10 protein-coding genes are annotated in these 17,585 nt (G+C 58.8%); 6 read left to right on the top strand and 4 right to left on the bottom strand.

The window, feature by feature from the left end; genetic code table 11:
* Positions 1 to 44 precede the first annotated feature (44 nt).
* From ntrC to ACQ4V8_RS16675, 3 genes are all read left to right on the top strand, one after another.
* The gene (ntrC, locus tag ACQ4V8_RS16685) at positions 45 to 1,535 is read left to right on the top strand and encodes a nitrogen regulation protein NR(I) (RefSeq protein WP_196857053.1); all 1,491 of its coding nucleotides are present in this window, start codon (positions 45 to 47) and stop codon (positions 1,533 to 1,535) included.
* A gap of 146 nt (positions 1,536 to 1,681) precedes the next feature.
* Positions 1,682 to 2,647 carry a magnesium/cobalt transporter CorA gene (corA, locus tag ACQ4V8_RS16680; RefSeq protein ID WP_010395223.1) on the top strand — a complete coding sequence of 322 codons (966 nt, stop codon included), beginning with the start codon at positions 1,682 to 1,684 and terminating at the stop codon, positions 2,645 to 2,647.
* Positions 2,648 to 2,780: 133 nt separating this feature from the next.
* On the top strand, positions 2,781 to 4,154 hold the full coding sequence (locus ACQ4V8_RS16675) for a GAF domain-containing sensor histidine kinase (protein WP_010395225.1): 1,374 nt from the start codon (positions 2,781 to 2,783) through the stop codon (positions 4,152 to 4,154).
* Positions 4,155 to 4,169: 15 nt separating this feature from the next.
* Here ACQ4V8_RS16675 and ACQ4V8_RS16670 read toward each other — a convergent pair whose 3' ends face one another.
* Positions 4,170 to 5,798: an NAD(P)/FAD-dependent oxidoreductase gene (locus ACQ4V8_RS16670; protein ID WP_010395227.1), complete on the bottom strand. Its 1,629-nt coding sequence runs from the start codon at positions 5,796 to 5,798 to the stop codon at positions 4,170 to 4,172.
* Between the two features lie 241 nt (positions 5,799 to 6,039).
* Positions 6,040 to 8,736, bottom strand: a complete 2,697-nt coding sequence (locus tag ACQ4V8_RS16665; protein ID WP_436571871.1) for a TonB-dependent receptor — start codon at positions 8,734 to 8,736, stop codon at positions 6,040 to 6,042.
* 163 nt (positions 8,737 to 8,899) lie between these two features.
* On the opposite strand from ACQ4V8_RS16665, the gene ACQ4V8_RS16660 reads away from it, so the two are divergent.
* A complete protein-coding gene (locus tag ACQ4V8_RS16660; protein ID WP_128089087.1) occupies positions 8,900 to 9,109 on the top strand; it encodes a hypothetical protein in 210 nt (69 codons plus the stop codon).
* 232 nt (positions 9,110 to 9,341) lie between these two features.
* Here ACQ4V8_RS16660 and ACQ4V8_RS16655 read toward each other — a convergent pair whose 3' ends face one another.
* Positions 9,342 to 9,578, bottom strand: a complete 237-nt coding sequence (locus tag ACQ4V8_RS16655) for a hypothetical protein (protein ID WP_128089086.1) — start codon at positions 9,576 to 9,578, stop codon at positions 9,342 to 9,344.
* A 927-nt stretch (positions 9,579 to 10,505) separates the two neighbouring features.
* Here ACQ4V8_RS16655 and ACQ4V8_RS16650 point away from each other — a divergent pair.
* A complete protein-coding gene (locus ACQ4V8_RS16650; protein WP_010395236.1) occupies positions 10,506 to 13,298 on the top strand; it encodes a TonB-dependent receptor plug domain-containing protein in 2,793 nt (930 codons plus the stop codon).
* A 106-nt stretch (positions 13,299 to 13,404) separates the two neighbouring features.
* On the opposite strand, the gene ACQ4V8_RS16645 is transcribed toward ACQ4V8_RS16650, so the two are convergent.
* Complete coding sequence (locus tag ACQ4V8_RS16645; RefSeq protein ID WP_010395239.1) at positions 13,405 to 14,130, bottom strand: 16S rRNA (uracil(1498)-N(3))-methyltransferase; 726 nt, start codon at positions 14,128 to 14,130, stop codon at positions 13,405 to 13,407.
* 525 nt (positions 14,131 to 14,655) lie between these two features.
* Here ACQ4V8_RS16645 and ACQ4V8_RS16640 point away from each other — a divergent pair.
* Positions 14,656 to 17,394: a TonB-dependent receptor gene (locus ACQ4V8_RS16640; RefSeq protein WP_010395241.1), complete on the top strand. Its 2,739-nt coding sequence runs from the start codon at positions 14,656 to 14,658 to the stop codon at positions 17,392 to 17,394.
* Positions 17,395 to 17,585: the final 191 nt, after the last annotated feature.

The raw sequence follows: 17,585 nt of genomic DNA, 5'->3' as shown, positions 1-17,585 counted from the left end.
GGGGGTATCCCACCCATGAAATCCATTGCGGGACGCACACACTAATGAAGCCAATCTGGATAGTTGACGACGACGAATCAATCCGCTGGGTGCTGGAAAAAGCCCTGGCGCGGGAAAATCTCGCTACCAAGAGTTTTGCCAATGCACGCGATGCTATCGCGGCACTGGAATTTGACACGCCGCAAGTGCTCGTGTCCGATATCCGCATGCCGGGCGCGTCCGGCCTGGAATTGCTGCAGACGGTCAAGTCGCGCTTTCCCGGCCTGCCTGTGATTATCATCACGGCTTTTTCCGACCTCGATTCAGCCGTCGCGTCCTTCCAGGGCGGCGCCTTTGAATACCTGGCCAAGCCGTTTGATATCGACAAGGCTGTCGAACTGATCCGCCGCGCGCTCGACGAGAGCCTGCGCGAGGCCAGCGTCGAATCGGGCCCGTCGGAAGCGCCGGAAATCCTTGGCCAGGCACCGGCCATGCAGGAAGTGTTCCGCGCCATCGGCCGCCTGTCGCAATCGAATGTGACGGTGCTTATCACGGGCGAATCAGGTTCCGGCAAGGAACTCGTGGCGCGCGCGTTACACAAGCATAGTCCGCGCGCGGCGCAGCCTTTCATTGCCCTCAATACGGCGGCTATACCGAAAGATTTGCTGGAATCGGAATTGTTCGGCCACGAACGCGGGGCATTTACGGGCGCGCAGACGACGCGCCGTGGCCGCTTCGAGCAAGCCGAGAACGGCACTTTGTTCCTCGATGAAATCGGCGACATGCCGTTCGACCTGCAGACGCGTCTCTTGCGCGTACTATCCGACGGCCACTTCTATCGCGTCGGCGGGCATCAGCCCATCAAGGCGAATGTGCGCGTCATTACCGCCACGCACCAGAATCTTGAGCAGCGCGTGCGCGACGGCCTGTTCCGCGAAGACTTGTATCACCGCCTGAACGTGATCCGTTTGCGCCTGCCCAGTTTGCGGGAGCGGCGCGAGGATATCCCCATCCTGGTGCGCCACTTCCTGGTGCAAAGCGGGCGCCAGCTGGGCGTGGAAGCGAAGCGCATGAGTGAGCCGACGATGCAGTTCCTCAGCAGCCTCGATTTGCCCGGCAATGTGCGCCAGCTGGAAAACCTGTGCAACTGGATCACCGTGATGGCGCCGGGACAGACGGTGGAAATCAAGGACTTGCCCTTGGAATTGACGCAGGGGCAGGGCGACGTTGCGACCGCGTCTGCCTGCGCTGACGTGGCGCCAGCGAACGTTGCTCATGCGCATGGTGGCCAGGTATTCGAGGCTGCCGTACCCGTCAACGGCGCGCCGCCGGGCTGGATCGGCTTGCTGGAATTGCAGGCCGCCGCAATGCTGGGCGCGGGGCAGCAAGAAGTCATGGCCGTGCTGGGGCGGCAATTCGAGTCGGCCCTGATCAAGACGGCGCTCAAGCATACGCACGGGCGCAAGAATGACGCCGCCGTGCGCCTGGGCATCGGCCGCAACACCATCACCCGCAAGATCTCGGAACTGGGTATCGACGGCGCCAAGGACGATTGACGCATGGCTGGACGGGCACTCCCCCCGTCCGCTTTTCCGCGCGGCGTCGATGGCACGCCACAACACCCACAACAATGACAGGCGATAAGGTAAGCTGGCGCTTGCCGGACTGTTTCGTCCGGTCTTAACCTTCATTGTGGAACTGTATGCTGATTAACTGCGTGGCCTACCAGGATGGCAAAAAACTGGCCGACTTGCCGATTGACGATATCAGCGATTACGTCGAGCGTCCCGACTGTTTCGTCTGGGTTGCGCTGCTTGATGCGACGCCGGCCGAGCTGAAACAGATGCAGCACGAGTTTTGCCTGCATGAACTGGCCGTCGAGGATGCGCAGCGCGGCCACCAGCGCCCGAAGATCGAGGAATATGGCGATTCCCTGTTTGCCGTGGTGAAAACCGTGGAAATGATTGCGAACGAACTGGTACTGGGCGAAGTCGACATTTTCGTTGGCGCCAATTATGTGCTCTCGTCGCGCAGCAATAGCTCGCAAGGTTTCCTCGGCGTGCGCGCGCGCGCCGAACGCGAACCGCACTTGCTGCGCCAGGGTTCGGCCTTCGTGCTGTACGCGCTGATGGACGCCGTCGTTGACCGCTACTTTCCCGTGCTCGACGCGCTGGAATCGGAGCTGGAACTGATCGAGGACCGCATCTTTGACCGTGGCACCGAGCGCGACAATATCGAACGCCTGTATCAGTTGAAGCGCAAGGTCATGGTTTTGCGCCACGTGGTGGCGCCTCTGATGGAAGCGGTGGGCAAGCTGCATGGCGGGCGCGTGCCGCCGCTGTGCCACGATACCCAGGAGTATTTCCGCGACGTGCACGATCATCTGGCGCGCATCAACGGCACGCTCGACACCATCCGCGACACCATCAGCACGGCCATCCAGGTGAATTTGTCGATGGTGGCCATCGACGAGAGCGAAGTGAACAAGCAGTTGGCGGCCTGGGCGGCCATCTTTGCCGTGTTCACGGCGTTTGCCGGTGTGTGGGGCATGAATTTCAAGTTCATGCCCGAGCTGGACTGGCAATACGGTTATCCAGTGGCCGTTGGACTGATGAGCTGTGTCTGCGGTTATATGTATTACTTGTTCAAGCGTTCCGGCTGGCTGTAAAAAATTCCTGCCTATCTGTATTATTAAACAATAGGCGGAGTACAATCGCGGCATACCTGCTCGGGCGGGTCATGGCTGAGGGGTGCCACGCCGGCAGGTTTGCTGGTGCTTCCAGTGTTGTACAGGAGCATACATGAGTATTCCCTTGTTTGATGTGAATTCGCGAGAACCTCTGTTCGATCCCGAGCAGCGGCGTACCCTGGCGGAAGCGGCGCTGCGCTCGATTACCGACTCGACGGCGCGCGCCCGCGGCGACGACTTCCTGCGCATCCTCGTCAAGGATCTGGCCGAAGCGCTCGACGTGCACTATGTGATCGCCGGGCGCCTGGTGCGCATGGATGATGGCAGCGAAGGCATCCGCACCCTGGCCCTGTGGGGCGGCGACGGCTACCAGGCGAATGTCGAATACAGCTTGCAGCACACGCCTTGCCAGGACGTGACTTGCCAGAGCATGTGTTTTCATGGCAGCGACATCCAGCGTCGCTTTCCACTAGACACCCTGCTGGTCGACATGCAGGCCGAAAGCTATATCGGCATGCCGCTGATCGATACTGAAGGCAAGACCCTGGGCATCTTGTCGGCCATCGACACGCGTCCCATCGATGAAAACAAGCGCTTGCTGGCCTTGTTGTTGCTGTCGATCTTTTCGGCCCGTGGCGCGGCCGAGTTGCAGCACCAGGAGCGCACGCAGCAGCTCGAAGAAATGGTGCGCGTGCGCACTGAGTCGCTGCTGGCGGTGCAGGCCAACCTGATCGAGCAGGAACAGATGGCGGCCCTCGGTTCGCTGGTGGCCGGCGTGTCGCATGAAGTCAACACGCCGATCGGCGTGGCACTCACGGCGGCCTCGAGCATGGGTAGTTATGCCGACCAGTTGGTGCAGCTGCTGGGCGGTGCCAAGGTCAGCCGTGCCGAATTGATCGACGTTGCCGAAGCCTTGAAAGGTGCGGCGGCCTTGATCGAGCGCAACTTGGCGCGCGCCGCCGACCTGATCGGCAATTTCAAGCAGTTGGCCGTGGACCAGGTCAGCGAATACGTGGCCAACCTGGTGCTGCACGACTATGTGCATGGCCTGGTGTTGGCGCACAGCCCGGAACTGCGCAAGGCGGCGCTGAGCGTGGAAATCGATATCGCGCCCGATTGCCAGGTGCGCCTGGCGGCTGGCAAGCTGTCGCAAATTCTCTCGAACCTGCTGATGAACAGCGCCCGCCACGGCTATCCGCACGGTGGGCCAGGGCGCATTACGATACGCGCGCGCATCGAGGAAGGCGTGGATGACGCCCCCGCGCAATGGCTGCTGCTGGAGTTTTCCGACGATGGCATCGGCCTGGCACCGGCCGTGCGCGAACATCTGTTTGAACCGTTTTTTACCACCAAGCGTGGCCAGGGCGGTTCCGGCCTGGGCATGCACATCGTCTACACCATCGTGCAGCAACTGGGCGGCCAGGTGTGCGCCATCGACGGCACGCCCGGCTGCCATATACAGATCAGGCTACCCCTGGGCCACTGATCTGCGGTACGGGTCTCAGGCGGCTGCCATCGACAGGGCCACCGCTTCAGCCACCTTGATGCCATCGACAGCTGCCGACAGGATGCCGCCCGCATAGCCGGCGCCTTCGCCGGCGGGGAACAGGCCGCGCGTGTTCAGGCTTTGCAAGTCGTCGTCGCGGCGCTTGATGCGGATCGGTGACGAGGTGCGCGTCTCTACGCCTGTCAACACGGCATCGGCCTTGTAGTAGCCCTTGATCTGCTTGTTGAATGCTGGAAACGCTTCACGCAGGGCCGTGATCGCATACTCGGGCAGCGACGGCGCCAGGTCTGTCAGGTGCACGGCTGGCTTGTACGACGGTATCACGCTGCCGAACTCGGTCGAAGCGCGGCCTTCGACGAAATCGCCGACCAATTGGCCCGGAGCATCGTAGTTGCCGCCGCCGAGGGCAAATGCGCGCTCTTCCAGGTCGCGTTGCAGGGCGATGCCGGCCAGCGGGTCGCCCGGGTAGTCGGCTGGCGTAATGCCGACGACGATGGCGCTGTTGGCGTTGCGCTCGTTGCGCGAGTACTGGCTCATGCCATTCGTCACCAGGCGGCCCGGTTCCGACGCTGCCGCCACCACCGTGCCACCGGGGCACATGCAAAAGCTGTAGACCGAGCGGCCATTGCTGGCGTGGTGCACCAGCTTGTAGTCGGCCGCACCCAGAATCGGGTGGCCGGCGCTGGGGCCGAAGCGGCAGCTATCGATCAAGGATTGCGGGTGTTCCACGCGGAAACCGATCGAGAACGGTTTCGCTTCGATGTACACGCCGCGGCGGTGCAGCATCTCGAAGGTGTCGCGCGCGCTGTGGCCGATGGCCATCACCACGTGGTTGCTGGCGATGGTCTCGCCGCTAGCCAGTACCACGCCGCGCACCTGGCCACCGTCGGCGCCTGGCGCGATATCGAGATCGACCACTTTGCTCTCGAAGCGGTACTCGCCGCCCAGCTGTTCGATATTCGCGCGCATGGCTTCCACCATCTTGACCAGGCGGAAGGTGCCGATGTGCGGCTTGCTCACATACATGATTTCTTCGGGCGCGCCAGCCTTGACGAATTCCGTCAATACTTTGCGGCCATAGTGCATGGGGTCTTTGATTTGGCTGTACAGCTTGCCGTCCGAGAAGGTGCCGGCACCGCCTTCACCAAACTGCACGTTCGATTCCGGGTTCAGTTCGCGCTTGCGCCAGAAGCCGAAGGTGTCGACCGTGCGTTCGCGTACCTGCTTGCCCCGTTCCAGGATGATGGGGCGCAAACCCATCTGCGCCAGGATCAGCGCCACGAACAGGCCGCAAGGACCCGTGCCGACGACGATCGGGCGCGCTACATTGGTATGGCCGGCCAGCTGTTCGCCGCCGGCGACGAATTTGTAGTCGGTGTTGGGCGCGGGCATCAGATGGATATCATGCTGCAGGCGCGCCAGCACGGCGGCCTCGTTGTTGATTTCAACATGCAACGAGTAAATCAACACCACGGCGCTGCGCTTGCGCGCGTCATAGCTGCGCTTGAAGACGGTAAAGCCGAGCAAATCGGCAGCATCGATGCCCAGGCGCGCCAGGATGGCGGCCGGCAGGGCGGCTTCGTCGTGTTCGAGGGGGAGTTTTACTTCGTTGAGTCGCAACATGATGTGTATTTTAAAAAATTGCCGGGCTCCGTAGTTAGCGGAGAGTCTGTGACGTAGCGCGTGGTCGCTGCCATCAAGACGCTATTTTACCTGCATGTCCAGCAGCGAGCCATCTGCCGGGTATCTGCGAGGGCGGCTGCACCTTGATCCGCAAAAAGAGGGGGGGGTAAAAAAAATCCGGCGGCCATTGCATGGCCGCCGGATTTGTATTGCTAACTAATTATTTCATACTGCTTGGTGATTAGAACGTGTAACGGCCGCCCAGTGTGAAGTAACGGCCCACTGCACCCGATTGGTGCAGCGATGGGTTGTAGTTGATACGACCGTAGGTTTGCACGTCCAGCGGTGCCATCTTGTCGAACAGGTTGGTGATCGACGCGGTGAGCTCCCATTGTTTCGTGACATTCCACTTGGCAAACAGATCCGTGGTGATGAACGAAGCGATACGGCAGTTTTTGTACGGCACGTCATTGGCATCGACGTCCAGGCAGTCGCCTTTGACATCATTCTTGTTGCTGATGCTGCTGACGTAGTTCATGTTAGCAGTGACGTTGACCGGACCTTGATCCCAGCCCAGGGTCAGGCGGACTTTTGTCTTCGGGGTACCGCCGTTACCGGACAGGTTGGTGTCGCCGTGGGTGCCGGCAAATTCCAGTACCGTGCCATCGGCGTTGGTGCGCGTGAACTCTTTCATATACGTGAGCGTTACGCCAGAGTTGAAACGACCGTACTCGCCAGCGTTGTACTTGCCGCGCAGATCCAGGTCGATACCCGAAGTCTTGGTTTTACCCGCGTTCAGGTAAGGCGCTTTAACCATCAGGATCGGACCAGCCAGGCCTGGGAAGTTGCTCGTAGGTTCGCCACGCACGATGACCGCATCTGGATAGCCAGCTGGATTGGCAACTACTGCGCCAGGGTCGGAGCCGTTGATCTCGCCATCACGCACGATTTTCCACCAGTCGATCGACAGGCTGATGTTTTTGATCGGTTCCAGCACCAGACCCAAGCTGTAGCTCTTCGAGGTTTCTGGCTTGATGTTTTTATTGCCGATCGTGATCGCGCCAACTTGTTGCGACGAGCAATCGATAGGTAATTTCGTCACGGCGCAACGTACCGGATCGCTGGCAATATTGGTAAACGCTGCAACGGCGCTGTTGCCGTTCTCTGCTGCGCTAGGAGCGCGGAAGCCCTCTGCGTAAGTACCGCGGAAGGCCACTGCCGAAGCTGGCGTGAACTTGAAACCGACTTTTGGCGTCGTCGAACGGCCGTAATCCGAGTAATCATCTGTGCGCAGCGCGAATTGCAGCTCCAGTTCTTTCATGACTGGTGCAGCGAGCTCGGCGTACAGGGCCTTGACATTGCGCGAACCTTGTGAGGCGGAATAGCCCAGACCAACGATATCGTTGATGTCGGTATATGGCGTCGATTGGCTGTTCGTTTCTTCCTTGCGGTATTCGGCGCCCAAAGCGAGGCCTACCGTGCCGCCTGGCAATTGGAACAGTTCGCGTGAAGCCTTGAAGTCCAGCGAGGTGCTCTTCGTCGTGCCCGAGTTGTTCAGCGTAGGCGATACCAGTGCCAGTACTTCAGGGCTGTTGGTCACGCCCTTGCCTATGCGGAAGGTGCCGTTGTTCAGCGCCGTGCGCAAAGCGCTAGAACGGTAGTAGCCGTTTTGCGTGCGGTCGGTTTTACTTTCTGCGTACATCAGGCCTGTATCGTAATCCCAGTTGGCATACGTACCCTTGACGCCAGCCAGGACACGGGTAACGGTCGTTTCCAGGTTAGACACGCGTGGACGCGACGCATCGACCCAACGCGGACGGGCAGCGACACCCAGGATGTTGTCCGGGTGGTTAGCCGGCATCAGCAGCTGATTCGGTCCAGTGCCGGTGTTGTTGACGCGGGCATTGATAAGGTCAAAGCCGGCGCCGGTCAGGCCGGATGGGGTGGTGTAGGTGTCTGCCTTCGACTTGAAGATGCCCACTTCCGTGTAGCCTTGCGCATCAGCGCCCAGCGCCAGGGTGCCGCGCATGAACAGGTTAACGTTTTCGGTTTTAGGCTGGACGGTCGCGAACTGGACCGGATCCCACAGGCAACCGCCGCGCGAATTGTCGTTTGCGCTGCCACCGGTGGGATCGAGGTTAATCGGGTCGCACGAGCCTGGCAAGTTGGTCACGTTGCCGGCAGGACCACCAGCGGCGTTGACTGGACGCAGGGTGCCCAGGAAGGAGCTGCCGCCGCCATTGCCGGCGGTCGTCTGGCCGGCGCGCTGATCGCGGCCGCCCCATGGACGGGCATCGGCCTGACCGATCCACTTGTCGCGGTTGCTTTGCTTGATTTCGCCCGATTTTTTCGCATCGATCGTGGCGAAAACGTTGAATTTGTCGGTGTCCATGTCGCCGAAGCCGATGGCACCGGAGATGCTGGTGACGGTGCCGTCACCGTGGCCGCTCTGGCCGACGTTGGCGGAGATGGTCTTGCCGACGTAGTTTTGACGCAAGATGATGTTGACTACACCGGCGATCGCATCGGAACCGTAAATGGCGGAGGCGCCGTCTTTCAGGATGTCGATGCGGTCCACGGCGTCGAGGGGAATCGAGTTCAAGTCGACGAAGCTGCGCTGACCGTCGTCGCCGAAGCCGTATGGCGCCGTGCGGCGGCCATTGATCAGCACCAGGGTCGAGCTGACGCTCAAACCGCGAAGCGAAACGCCCGAGGCGCTACCTGCGAAACCGCTGGTGAAGGAACCACTCACACTGCCGTTGTTGTCGGCAGAGATGCTGCGCACGACGTCGGCGATCGACGCCTTACCGGTTTGTTCGATATCTTTGCGGCTCAGCGTTTGAATGACCGAAATCGTCTCGGCTTCTGCACGTTTGATGCTGGAACCGGTAACTTCGACTTTTTGAATGTTACCGCCCGTTGTTTGCGCATTAGCCATGTGCATACCGAATGCGATCGTACCGATAAACATCAAACGGATAGACCGCGACAATCCTGTTTCCACCATCATTGCAAAACTCCTCACTTTATGAATATGCAGCCTGACAAGCCTTGTATTGGCAAGCCCAGCGATATATATCTATTATTTTATAGATCGTCTCATGGACGGGGCATTTGAAAATTTTGAGTATTCAAAATTTCAAGATGTTCATCAAACCATCGCAGCTACTTGCCTGTCAATTTTTATAGCTCCAGCACATATGAAAAAACAACACATAGCATCGTTCGGTTATTTTTCTTTGCCGGAAAAAGTGTTGCCTCACTTGGGCTACAGCCCGCATTTTTGCAGGCTTGTCAAGGATGTAGTATAGTGTTTGCCTGATGATGGAAATGTTGTTTTTTTGTACTATTGCGTAGAACGATAGACGTGAGCGCCATCATGGTGCAATATTGGGGCATGTATCAAAATCGTGCATGCTCGCATCATTTTGGTGCTTAATTGCCGCATGTTTCGGTAGGGTGTTTATTTGTATTTCGAAAAATATAATAATGGCTCCGTCATTCGATGAGTGCGCGGTTCAATTTTGTTTTCTTTTCTTATATTTATCGATAGTTGCTAAATAGTGGAAATACGTATTGCACAATTGCCGGCATTGCCGGTGCAGGGTGCGCGCGCGGAAATGCGCCGGAAAATGAAAGCGATGGAATTGGCATGCTACAACTTGTGTGCTTGTCCCAGCGGGCAGCGGCGAGTGCCGAGATTGCTTTCGGGATTGCCTGTAAGAAATAGATTGTGATTGCAATTGCGGCTAGTGGTGCTGCGCAGCTGTACTTTTTCATGTTCCCTCCCTCAACACGCTCGCGTCCTTAGGTGTGCCCTCTTAGTGCTCGGGATGCGTAGTTCCATCGGCAGGTCGATGATGCCGGTGGCAAGCGTCGCTCTTTTTCGACGTCCGAAAACTCGCCGCCGCCAATTCCCGAAGCAAGCCGCTGAACTGACCCACCGCATGCACGGCGATTTGTTGTAGGCATTTAAAGTGTTCCTGAGCAGCTCCATCGCTTTCTGCATCGAGAAGAAAGAAAGCATCGCCACCCGCAAGGTCTGCCAGTACGCCACCCCGTCGATGGCCTCGTCCCTGCCGTAATATTTGTGCGAGCTCGGCTCGGCCCTGCTGCAGGCCCCGCTTCCCCATGGCTCCATATTGGCACTGCATGCTCGCAAGCGCCTGCAGTGCGTGCCGCCGAGGAGAGTGCTTTCATTGTGTTGTTTTATGTGAGTGCAGGCGTGAAATTGCCATCTCTGATTGACGGCGTTGAAGCGCCATGATTAACTGGAAGTGTGCTTGTAACTCTCACATTGACAGTCGCACGAGTTCATGAATCTGCGTTTTGCCCACTCCTATCTTTCTCCCCCGGTGCCGCTTGTTGCGCACTTGCCATTTCGCTCGATCCTGTCCCGTACATCTCAAAAATCCCCGCTGTTGTAATTAAGTGTAACTTTCGTGGATAAATTTGACAATTTGTGACCGGAAATGTTCTAGTGTATTCACTAGGCAAAATGTCCATCATATTTTGTAAAACAAGCCGGGGGGTGAACGGCGATCCTAGCTCGGGTTACCAAGGGGTTGAACCCACAGCTCCTTGGTCAACAGTCAGTTGCATAAGAGCAAGCTGTGAGAGTAGCTTGTACGGAGAAAAAAATTGGTTAAGAAAATCGTATTGAAACGTAGTGTTGTTGCAGTCGCACTTACGCTGGCATCGTCCCACATGGTAGCGATTGCGCAAGAGGTGTCCGTCGACCCCGCCGTGCAGAAGGTGCTGGTGACCGGTTCGAACATTAAACGTTCCGAAAAGGAAGGCTCTTCCCCGGTCCAGACCATTAATGCCAAGCAGATCGCCGCGACTGGCGCCAACACTGTAGCTGAGCTGTTGCACTCGATCCCCGCTTTCGGCTCGGGCTCCTCGGTTGACGTGACCGACGGCGGTTTTTCGCGCGGTGCGGCCACGGCTTCCCTGCGCGGCCTGGGTTCTTCGTCTACCCTGGTGCTGCTGAACGGGCGCCGCATCACGGCATCGGCTTACGCTGACCCGAACCAGGGTAAATCGGCGGTCTATGACTTGAACAGCATCCCGGTTTCTGCGATTGAACGCGTTGAAGTTTTCAAGGATGGCGCCTCGGCTGTGTACGGTTCCGATGCGATCGCCGGCGTGGTCAACTTCATTACCAAGACCAATTACACCGGTGCTGAATTGACTGCCAGCATCAGTGCCAACGATGATGGAGAGTTTGCACGTCAGAACCTCAGTGGTATCTTTGGCTTCGGCAAGGACCGTTTCAACGCTTTCGTCAGTTTCGACGTCGCCAAGCGTGACAGCACCCTGATCAAGAACGTCAACGACGTCGAAAAAGGTATGTACGCGGACATCAATGCCCGCCTGAACCCGTATTCCAGCAGCTTGAGTTCGTCGCCTTTCTTTTATGCCGAGCGTGCGCCCGGCGGCAAGAATTTCGCCAATACCTACGCTTTGCGCGCCCTGGTCAAAAATCAGCTGGATTGCCCGACCTCGCAACAGATTACGGGTGACCGTGTGACGCACAACATGAGCGCAACGGACACGCTGGTTGGCCGTACTTTCTGCAATTTCAACACCAACGATTACTCGGAAGTGCAAAGCGCAGGCAAGGATGCCAACGTGCTGTCGCGCGCCACGTACGAAATCACGCCGAGCATGACCGCTTTTGCGGAGGCTGGTTATAGCCGTTCTGAACGTACTTATTTGCGTTCTCCAACGGCATTCCGTGGCACCTCGGCCACGACCGTCTTCCTGCTCGGTGGCGCCCCCCAGCAATTCCAGATGATTCTGCCAGTAGGCCACCCTGACAATCCTTTCCCGACCCAGCGCGCAGCAGTCGGTTACCGTGTCAGCGCGGCTGGTGGCGCAGTCAATACCAATGAAACCTACCGTTTTCTGACTGGCTTGCGCGGCACCGTCGGCGCGTGGGACTGGGAAACAGGTTTCCTGTGGAACCGCGCCGAGCGCAAGGAAGAAACGCTCGGCATGCTGTACCGTCCGACCCTGGAAAAAGTCATGACCCAGGGGTGGACCCTGGCCAAGGTCAACGCCGATCCTAGCGTCACGCGCGATCTGACTAACCGCGGTTTCGCGCAAGTGAGTCAGATCGATGCCAAAGCCAGCTCGGCCTTCGGTCAGTTGGGCGGCGGCCAGGTAGGTGTGGCATTCGGTGCTGAATTCCGTCAAGAAAAAATTGGCTTGACGCCAGACTTGGCAGTTCAGCGCGGCGATATCATCGGCTTGGCCAACTCGGTTGCCGACGGTCGCCGCAATGTCAGCTCCGCCTTCTTTGAAGTGCGCACGCCTTGGACCAAGAACTTCGAGACGGACTTTGCTGGCCGTTACGATAAATATCCTAACCTGAAGGGCAATTTCGTCCCGAAAGTGGGCGGTAAGCTGACGGTCAACGATCAAGTTGCTATCCGCAGCACCTACGCGGAAGGTTTCCGTGCTCCGGCGTTGACGCAAGTGTCGCCAGGCGGTGTGCAGTCATTCTCGACGATAACGGATTCGTTGCGCTGCCCGGATGGTGTCAATCCCGTCCCCGGCGCGGACAAGAGCGATTGCGCCAAGGGCATTTCCAGCCTGTCGTCGGCAACGCCTGACCTGCGTCCTGAAAAGTCGAAGAGCTACTCGCTGGGCCTGATCCTCGCGCCGACCAAGGATATCGACGTGCTGATCGATTACTATCGCATCAAGAAGGTTGATGAGACCGCTTTGTTCAGCGCACAGTACATGATCGACCATGCTGACCGCTACCCCGCCAACGTCGTGCGCGACAATAGCGCGGCCAATCAACTGGTCGATGGCAGCGGCAAGCCTATCGCGAATAGTGGCCCGATTTATCAGGTCAACCGTTCGTATGTCAATCAGGGTAGCACCGAAGTGAAGGGTGTGGACGTTGAAGTCGCCTTCCGCAAATCGCTGGGCGACATGGGCCGCCTGACCGCGAACGTGAACTGGAGCTATTTGATGAGCTTCAAGCGCGCCGAGCGTCCAGGCGATGTGGCAACCGATACCGCTGGTTCTAACGGTGGTATTGCCGACTGGGCAACGTCGGTTGGCGACAATCCTAAGAATCGTGGCAGTGCATCGGTCAATTGGACGCGTGGTGATCACTCGCTGACCACTTCGGTTGATTTCGTCGGTCCGGTATCGTTGCTGCGTCGCAGCGACAATGATGTGACCTACGATAAGCCTTACTGCCAGTATGGCTCTGGACAGCCATCGACCGCGTATCAACTGGGCGGCTTGCCGAAGTTCAGCAACTACATCACGAACTGCGACGTGAAGAGCTGGACCACGACCAATCTGGCCTATTCGTATACGGGCTTCAAGGATTTGACGTTGTCGTTCAATATCAAGAACGTTTTTGATATCAAGGCGCCATACGATCCGCGTTACGCAACGGAAGGCTTCAACACCCAGTTGCACAACGGTCAAGGCCGTTACTTCCGCGTCAGCGCCAACTACCACTTCATGTAATCAGTACCTGCCGGCGTGTCCGTACGCTGGCAGACCTGCATGTCTGGCATAAAAAAGCCACCCGGTATTTTTGGGTGGCTTTTTTATGATGGCGTCGCTGGGTGGGCTACATCGCGCCCCACAAGGCGCTCAGCGTCGCCAGTGCCGTCAGGCCCGCCGTTTCCGTGCGCAGGATGCGTGGTCCCATCGCCAAGCCGATGGCGCCGGCGGCCAGCGCCGCTTTTTCTTCCGCTTCCGAAAACCCGCCTTCCGGCCCCACCATCACGGTGATCGCTTGCGGCGGCTGGTGGCGCGCCCAGTCGGCCAGCGACTGCTCCGCGCGCGGCGTCAAAATAATGCGTTTATGCAAATCTTGCTGGCTGCTCCAGCTATTAAAGTCTTGCAATGGCGCCAGCTGTGCCAGGCGGTTGCGCCCGCATTGTTCCGAAGCGGAAACGATGATGCCTTGCCAATGCGCGAGTTTTTTCTCGGCCCGCTCGGCCGATAAGCGCACCACGCAGCGCTGCGCCGCCAGCGGGACGATGCCGGCCGCGCCCAGTTCGATGGCTTTTTCGATGATCCAGTCCATTTTTGATGCTTCCGGCAGCGCCTGCGCCAAGGTCACGGCATACGGCAGTTCCGCTTCGCGCGCCACGTGCGCCTGTACTTCAGCCGTTACGCTGCGTTTGGCCACTGTTACCAGGCTGGCCTGCACTTCGCCGCCTTCGCCATTGAACAGGGTGATGATGTCGCCTGGCGCCAGACGCACGACCTGGATGTGGTGAGCGACGGCGTCGGGCAGAGCGATAGTGGCGCCTATGGCGAGTGGCTGGGGACAGAAAAAACGCGGCATGCAACATCCTGGCGGAGAGAAATAATGGGAGGTGCCGCGCCGCGCGCTGGTGGGGGCACGCGGCTGCGACTCGAGGGTGCAATTTTAGTGCCGCTGCGCGCGGCCGGGTGAAATTCTTGCCGCTGGGCTTGCGTGCGGCGCATCCGGGGCGGGAAATCGCATGGAGATAATAAGTTGGATAAAAATGAAATGTTGTTTTTTGATCTCATAAACCATTGCATTATTGACAGTGATGCTTTTGGCGTGGTTTTATGACTATACAAGTTGTGTTGAACGACATCAATTGTTTCCGGCAATCTCGTCCGTGATGTGATTCGGTATGTTTTTGGGAGACGCCGCACGTTTTAATGCCTGGGCCTATGGCCCTAGGCGCGTTGCGACCAGCTTAAGTTGTTTGGAAAAGCATCACACTGTAGCGGGAGGGCCTTGCAGTTTTTTGCAAGTCTATGAGAGATTTAAGCGATTATAAAAATACAAACTAACCGCTTATCAAGTGACACCAGAGATCATTAAAAGGAATAAGTTATGATGTTTCGCGAAAAAAAGAGTGTGCAAGTGGTGAGACTGGCGTTGGCCGCGTTCGCCGGCATCGCAACGATGAGCGTCCACGCGCAGCAAGCGACCGATGCGCCAGCGCCCAAGCTGCAGCGCGTAGAAATCACCGGTTCGAGCATTAAACGCATCGAAGCCGAAGGTATTTCCCCGATCACCGTGATGACGCGCGAGTCGATCGCCCGCTCGGGTGCGACGTCGGTGCTGGACCTGATGCGCAACCTGACTTCGGCTGGCGGTAACGGCGGTGAGCTGGCGACATCGAGCTCCTTCCGTAACGGCGCCACCAGCGTCTCGCTGCGCGGTCTGCCGACCCTTATCCTGTTGAACGGCTACCGCCTGCCGGCGTCCGGTTCGGACGAGTACAGCGGCCAGACCTCGGTCGATCTGAACGCTATTCCACTGGCGGCGATCGAGCGCATCGACGTGCTCAAGGACGGCGCCTCTGCCATCTACGGCACCGATGCCGTCGGCGGCGTCATCAACTTTATCCTGCGCAAGGATTACCAGGGCTTGACCCTGGACGCCAGCACCGGCTCGACCACCTATGGCGACGGGCAAAACAATAAGGTGTCCGTATCTGGCGGTTTCGGCGACCGCGACGCACAGAAATTTAACGTGACCTATTCGGCCTCGTACGAAAAAACCAAGGCCATTCACGGTGTCGACCGCGATTGGGCGAACAGCACCGATTTCACCGGCCACAAGGGTGGCCTGTATCAGGGTGGCGTCTACGGCGCCAAGGGTAGCGATCCGGGCACCATGTCGCTGGGCGGTTCGCAGCGCATGCCTGATCCGGAGTGCGACGCAGCCCACCGCAAGCCCTATCCGAACGCGCCGGAATGGGTGGCTGCGCCTAACCGCAACGCCTGCCTGTATTCCGCCGCCGAGTCGGTAGACTTGGTGCGCCCGTCCACACGCTACGGCGGTGCAGTGACGGCGAACTGGGATTTGACGCCGGATGTGTCGCTGTTCGCCAATCTGTTCTACAACCACTTCGATACGCGCATCCAAGGTTCGCCGGCCTGGATCCAAAACGCCGACCGCTCGGGCGTGCTGCGTGTGGCGGCGGACAACCGCTTCAACACCTACGGCGTGCCGGTCACCATCCGTCGCCTCTTCCCTGCCGCCGAGGGTGGTACGGGCACCAATGTGGATACCACCTGGCTGGTCGGCGGTGCTACCGGCCGCGTAGCCAACTGGGACTGGACCGTGTCCTTGGGACACAGCCAGGAGAAGGGTGAAACGCGCGTCTACGGCTCCTTCCTGCACGATAAATTGCACAGTTACCTGGCGCAGGGCAAGTTTAACCCCTTCGGCGGTAACCATAATTCGGAGCAGGTCATCAACGAACTGACTGCGGACCAGTACACCAAGACCAAGTCCTCCACGGACTTTGCCAAGGTGACCGCTTCGAGCGAATTCGGTCAACTGCCCGGCGGCAAAATCGGTGTAGCCGTTGGTGCCGAGTACAAGCGCGAGAAGCTCACCTACGATCCGTCGCAGGCTTGGCGCGACGGCGAGATCGGCATCTACTCGACCCTGCGCGGCATCGACGGCTCCGAGTCGCTCGGCGCCGTGTTCGGCGAGTTGGCCCTGCCGCTGCTGAAAAACCTGGAAGCGCAGGCGGCCATCCGCTATGACCGCTACCAGATGGCCGGTGGTACCACCAATCCGAAGCTTGGCCTGCGCTGGACCGCCTTGCCGACCTTGATGTTCCGCACCAGCTACAGCACCGGTTTCCGCGCGCCGACGCTGTCGCAGCGCTTTAACGAAGGCCGTGGCGGTTTCGTCGCGACCAAAGATCCGAAGCGTTGCATCGTGGGCGATGCGTATTTCGACACCGCTTGCAGCGGTTCGGCGCTGTCCCTGCTGTCCGGCACCAAGGATTTGAAGCCCGAAAAATCGAAGCAGTTCAACCTGGGTGTGGTCGCCGAACCGATCAAGAACCTGACGTTGGGCTTGACCTACTGGAACATCAAGTGGAATGACCGGGTCGAGAACCTCGACAACGAAACCGTGCTGGCGGGCGAGGATGGTCAGTACAAGAACGCCGTCACGCGCTACGCCGTGACGGCGGAAGACCAGGAGAAGTACAACGCGCTGAGCGCCGCCCAGCGCGCGACGCTGGGCCCGTTGGTAGGTCGCCTGAAGCAGCTGCAGGTTGGCTTGATCAACCGCAGCAAGGTCGTCACCGACGGTCTGGATGTCGAAGCGGCGTACACAATGCGCACGGCCGACATGGGTCGTTTCAAGGTGTCCGGTGAAGCGACTTACACGCTGTCCTACAACCGCGTGCTGCTGCCTGACGATCCGGCGATCAATTGCCCTAACAACACGGCTTGCGAGGCTGGTGAATACGGCTATCCTAAGCTGCAGGCCAAGCTGGGCCTGAACTGGGATCGCGGTGCTTGGGCGGCGACGACGAGCGCTAACTTCACTTCGCACTACCACGTGGAACGGACACCGTCGGCAACGATCAATCTTTACTACGACACGTACGCGAGCGGCTTGATGATCCCGAGCGCGACCCTGGTCGATGCCTCGTTGTCCTACAGCGGCTTCAAGAATCTGGTGCTGCGCGGTGGCGTCAACAACGTGTTTGATCGTACACCGGCGTTCGATCCATCGTCGAACATCGGCTACGACAACGCCTACGGCAATCCGCGTGGCCGCTACATGTACGTGTCGGCGTCGTACTCCTTCAAATGATGTGAGGGCGGGCTGATGGGCGGAGCGGGCCGATTGACGGCGCGCTCCGCAGCGGCGCAAGCTGCAAAAGAACCGGGCCCGGCCCGGTTTTTTTTTCGTCCCTCCGGGGCGCAGGAGGGGTAAGGTGCAGCGGCGTCGCGCGCGGTTTGATTTTTCCCCTTGTTGGTCTGGTAAAATACGCAGTTCTGACT

It is taken from the genome of Janthinobacterium paucivorans, from assembly GCF_051380805.1.
Taxonomy (GTDB): Bacteria; Pseudomonadota; Gammaproteobacteria; order Burkholderiales; family Burkholderiaceae_D; genus Janthinobacterium; species Janthinobacterium lividum_D.
Note: the sequence above shows the minus strand (reverse complement) of the source record. Positions and strands in the feature narration are given on the sequence as shown.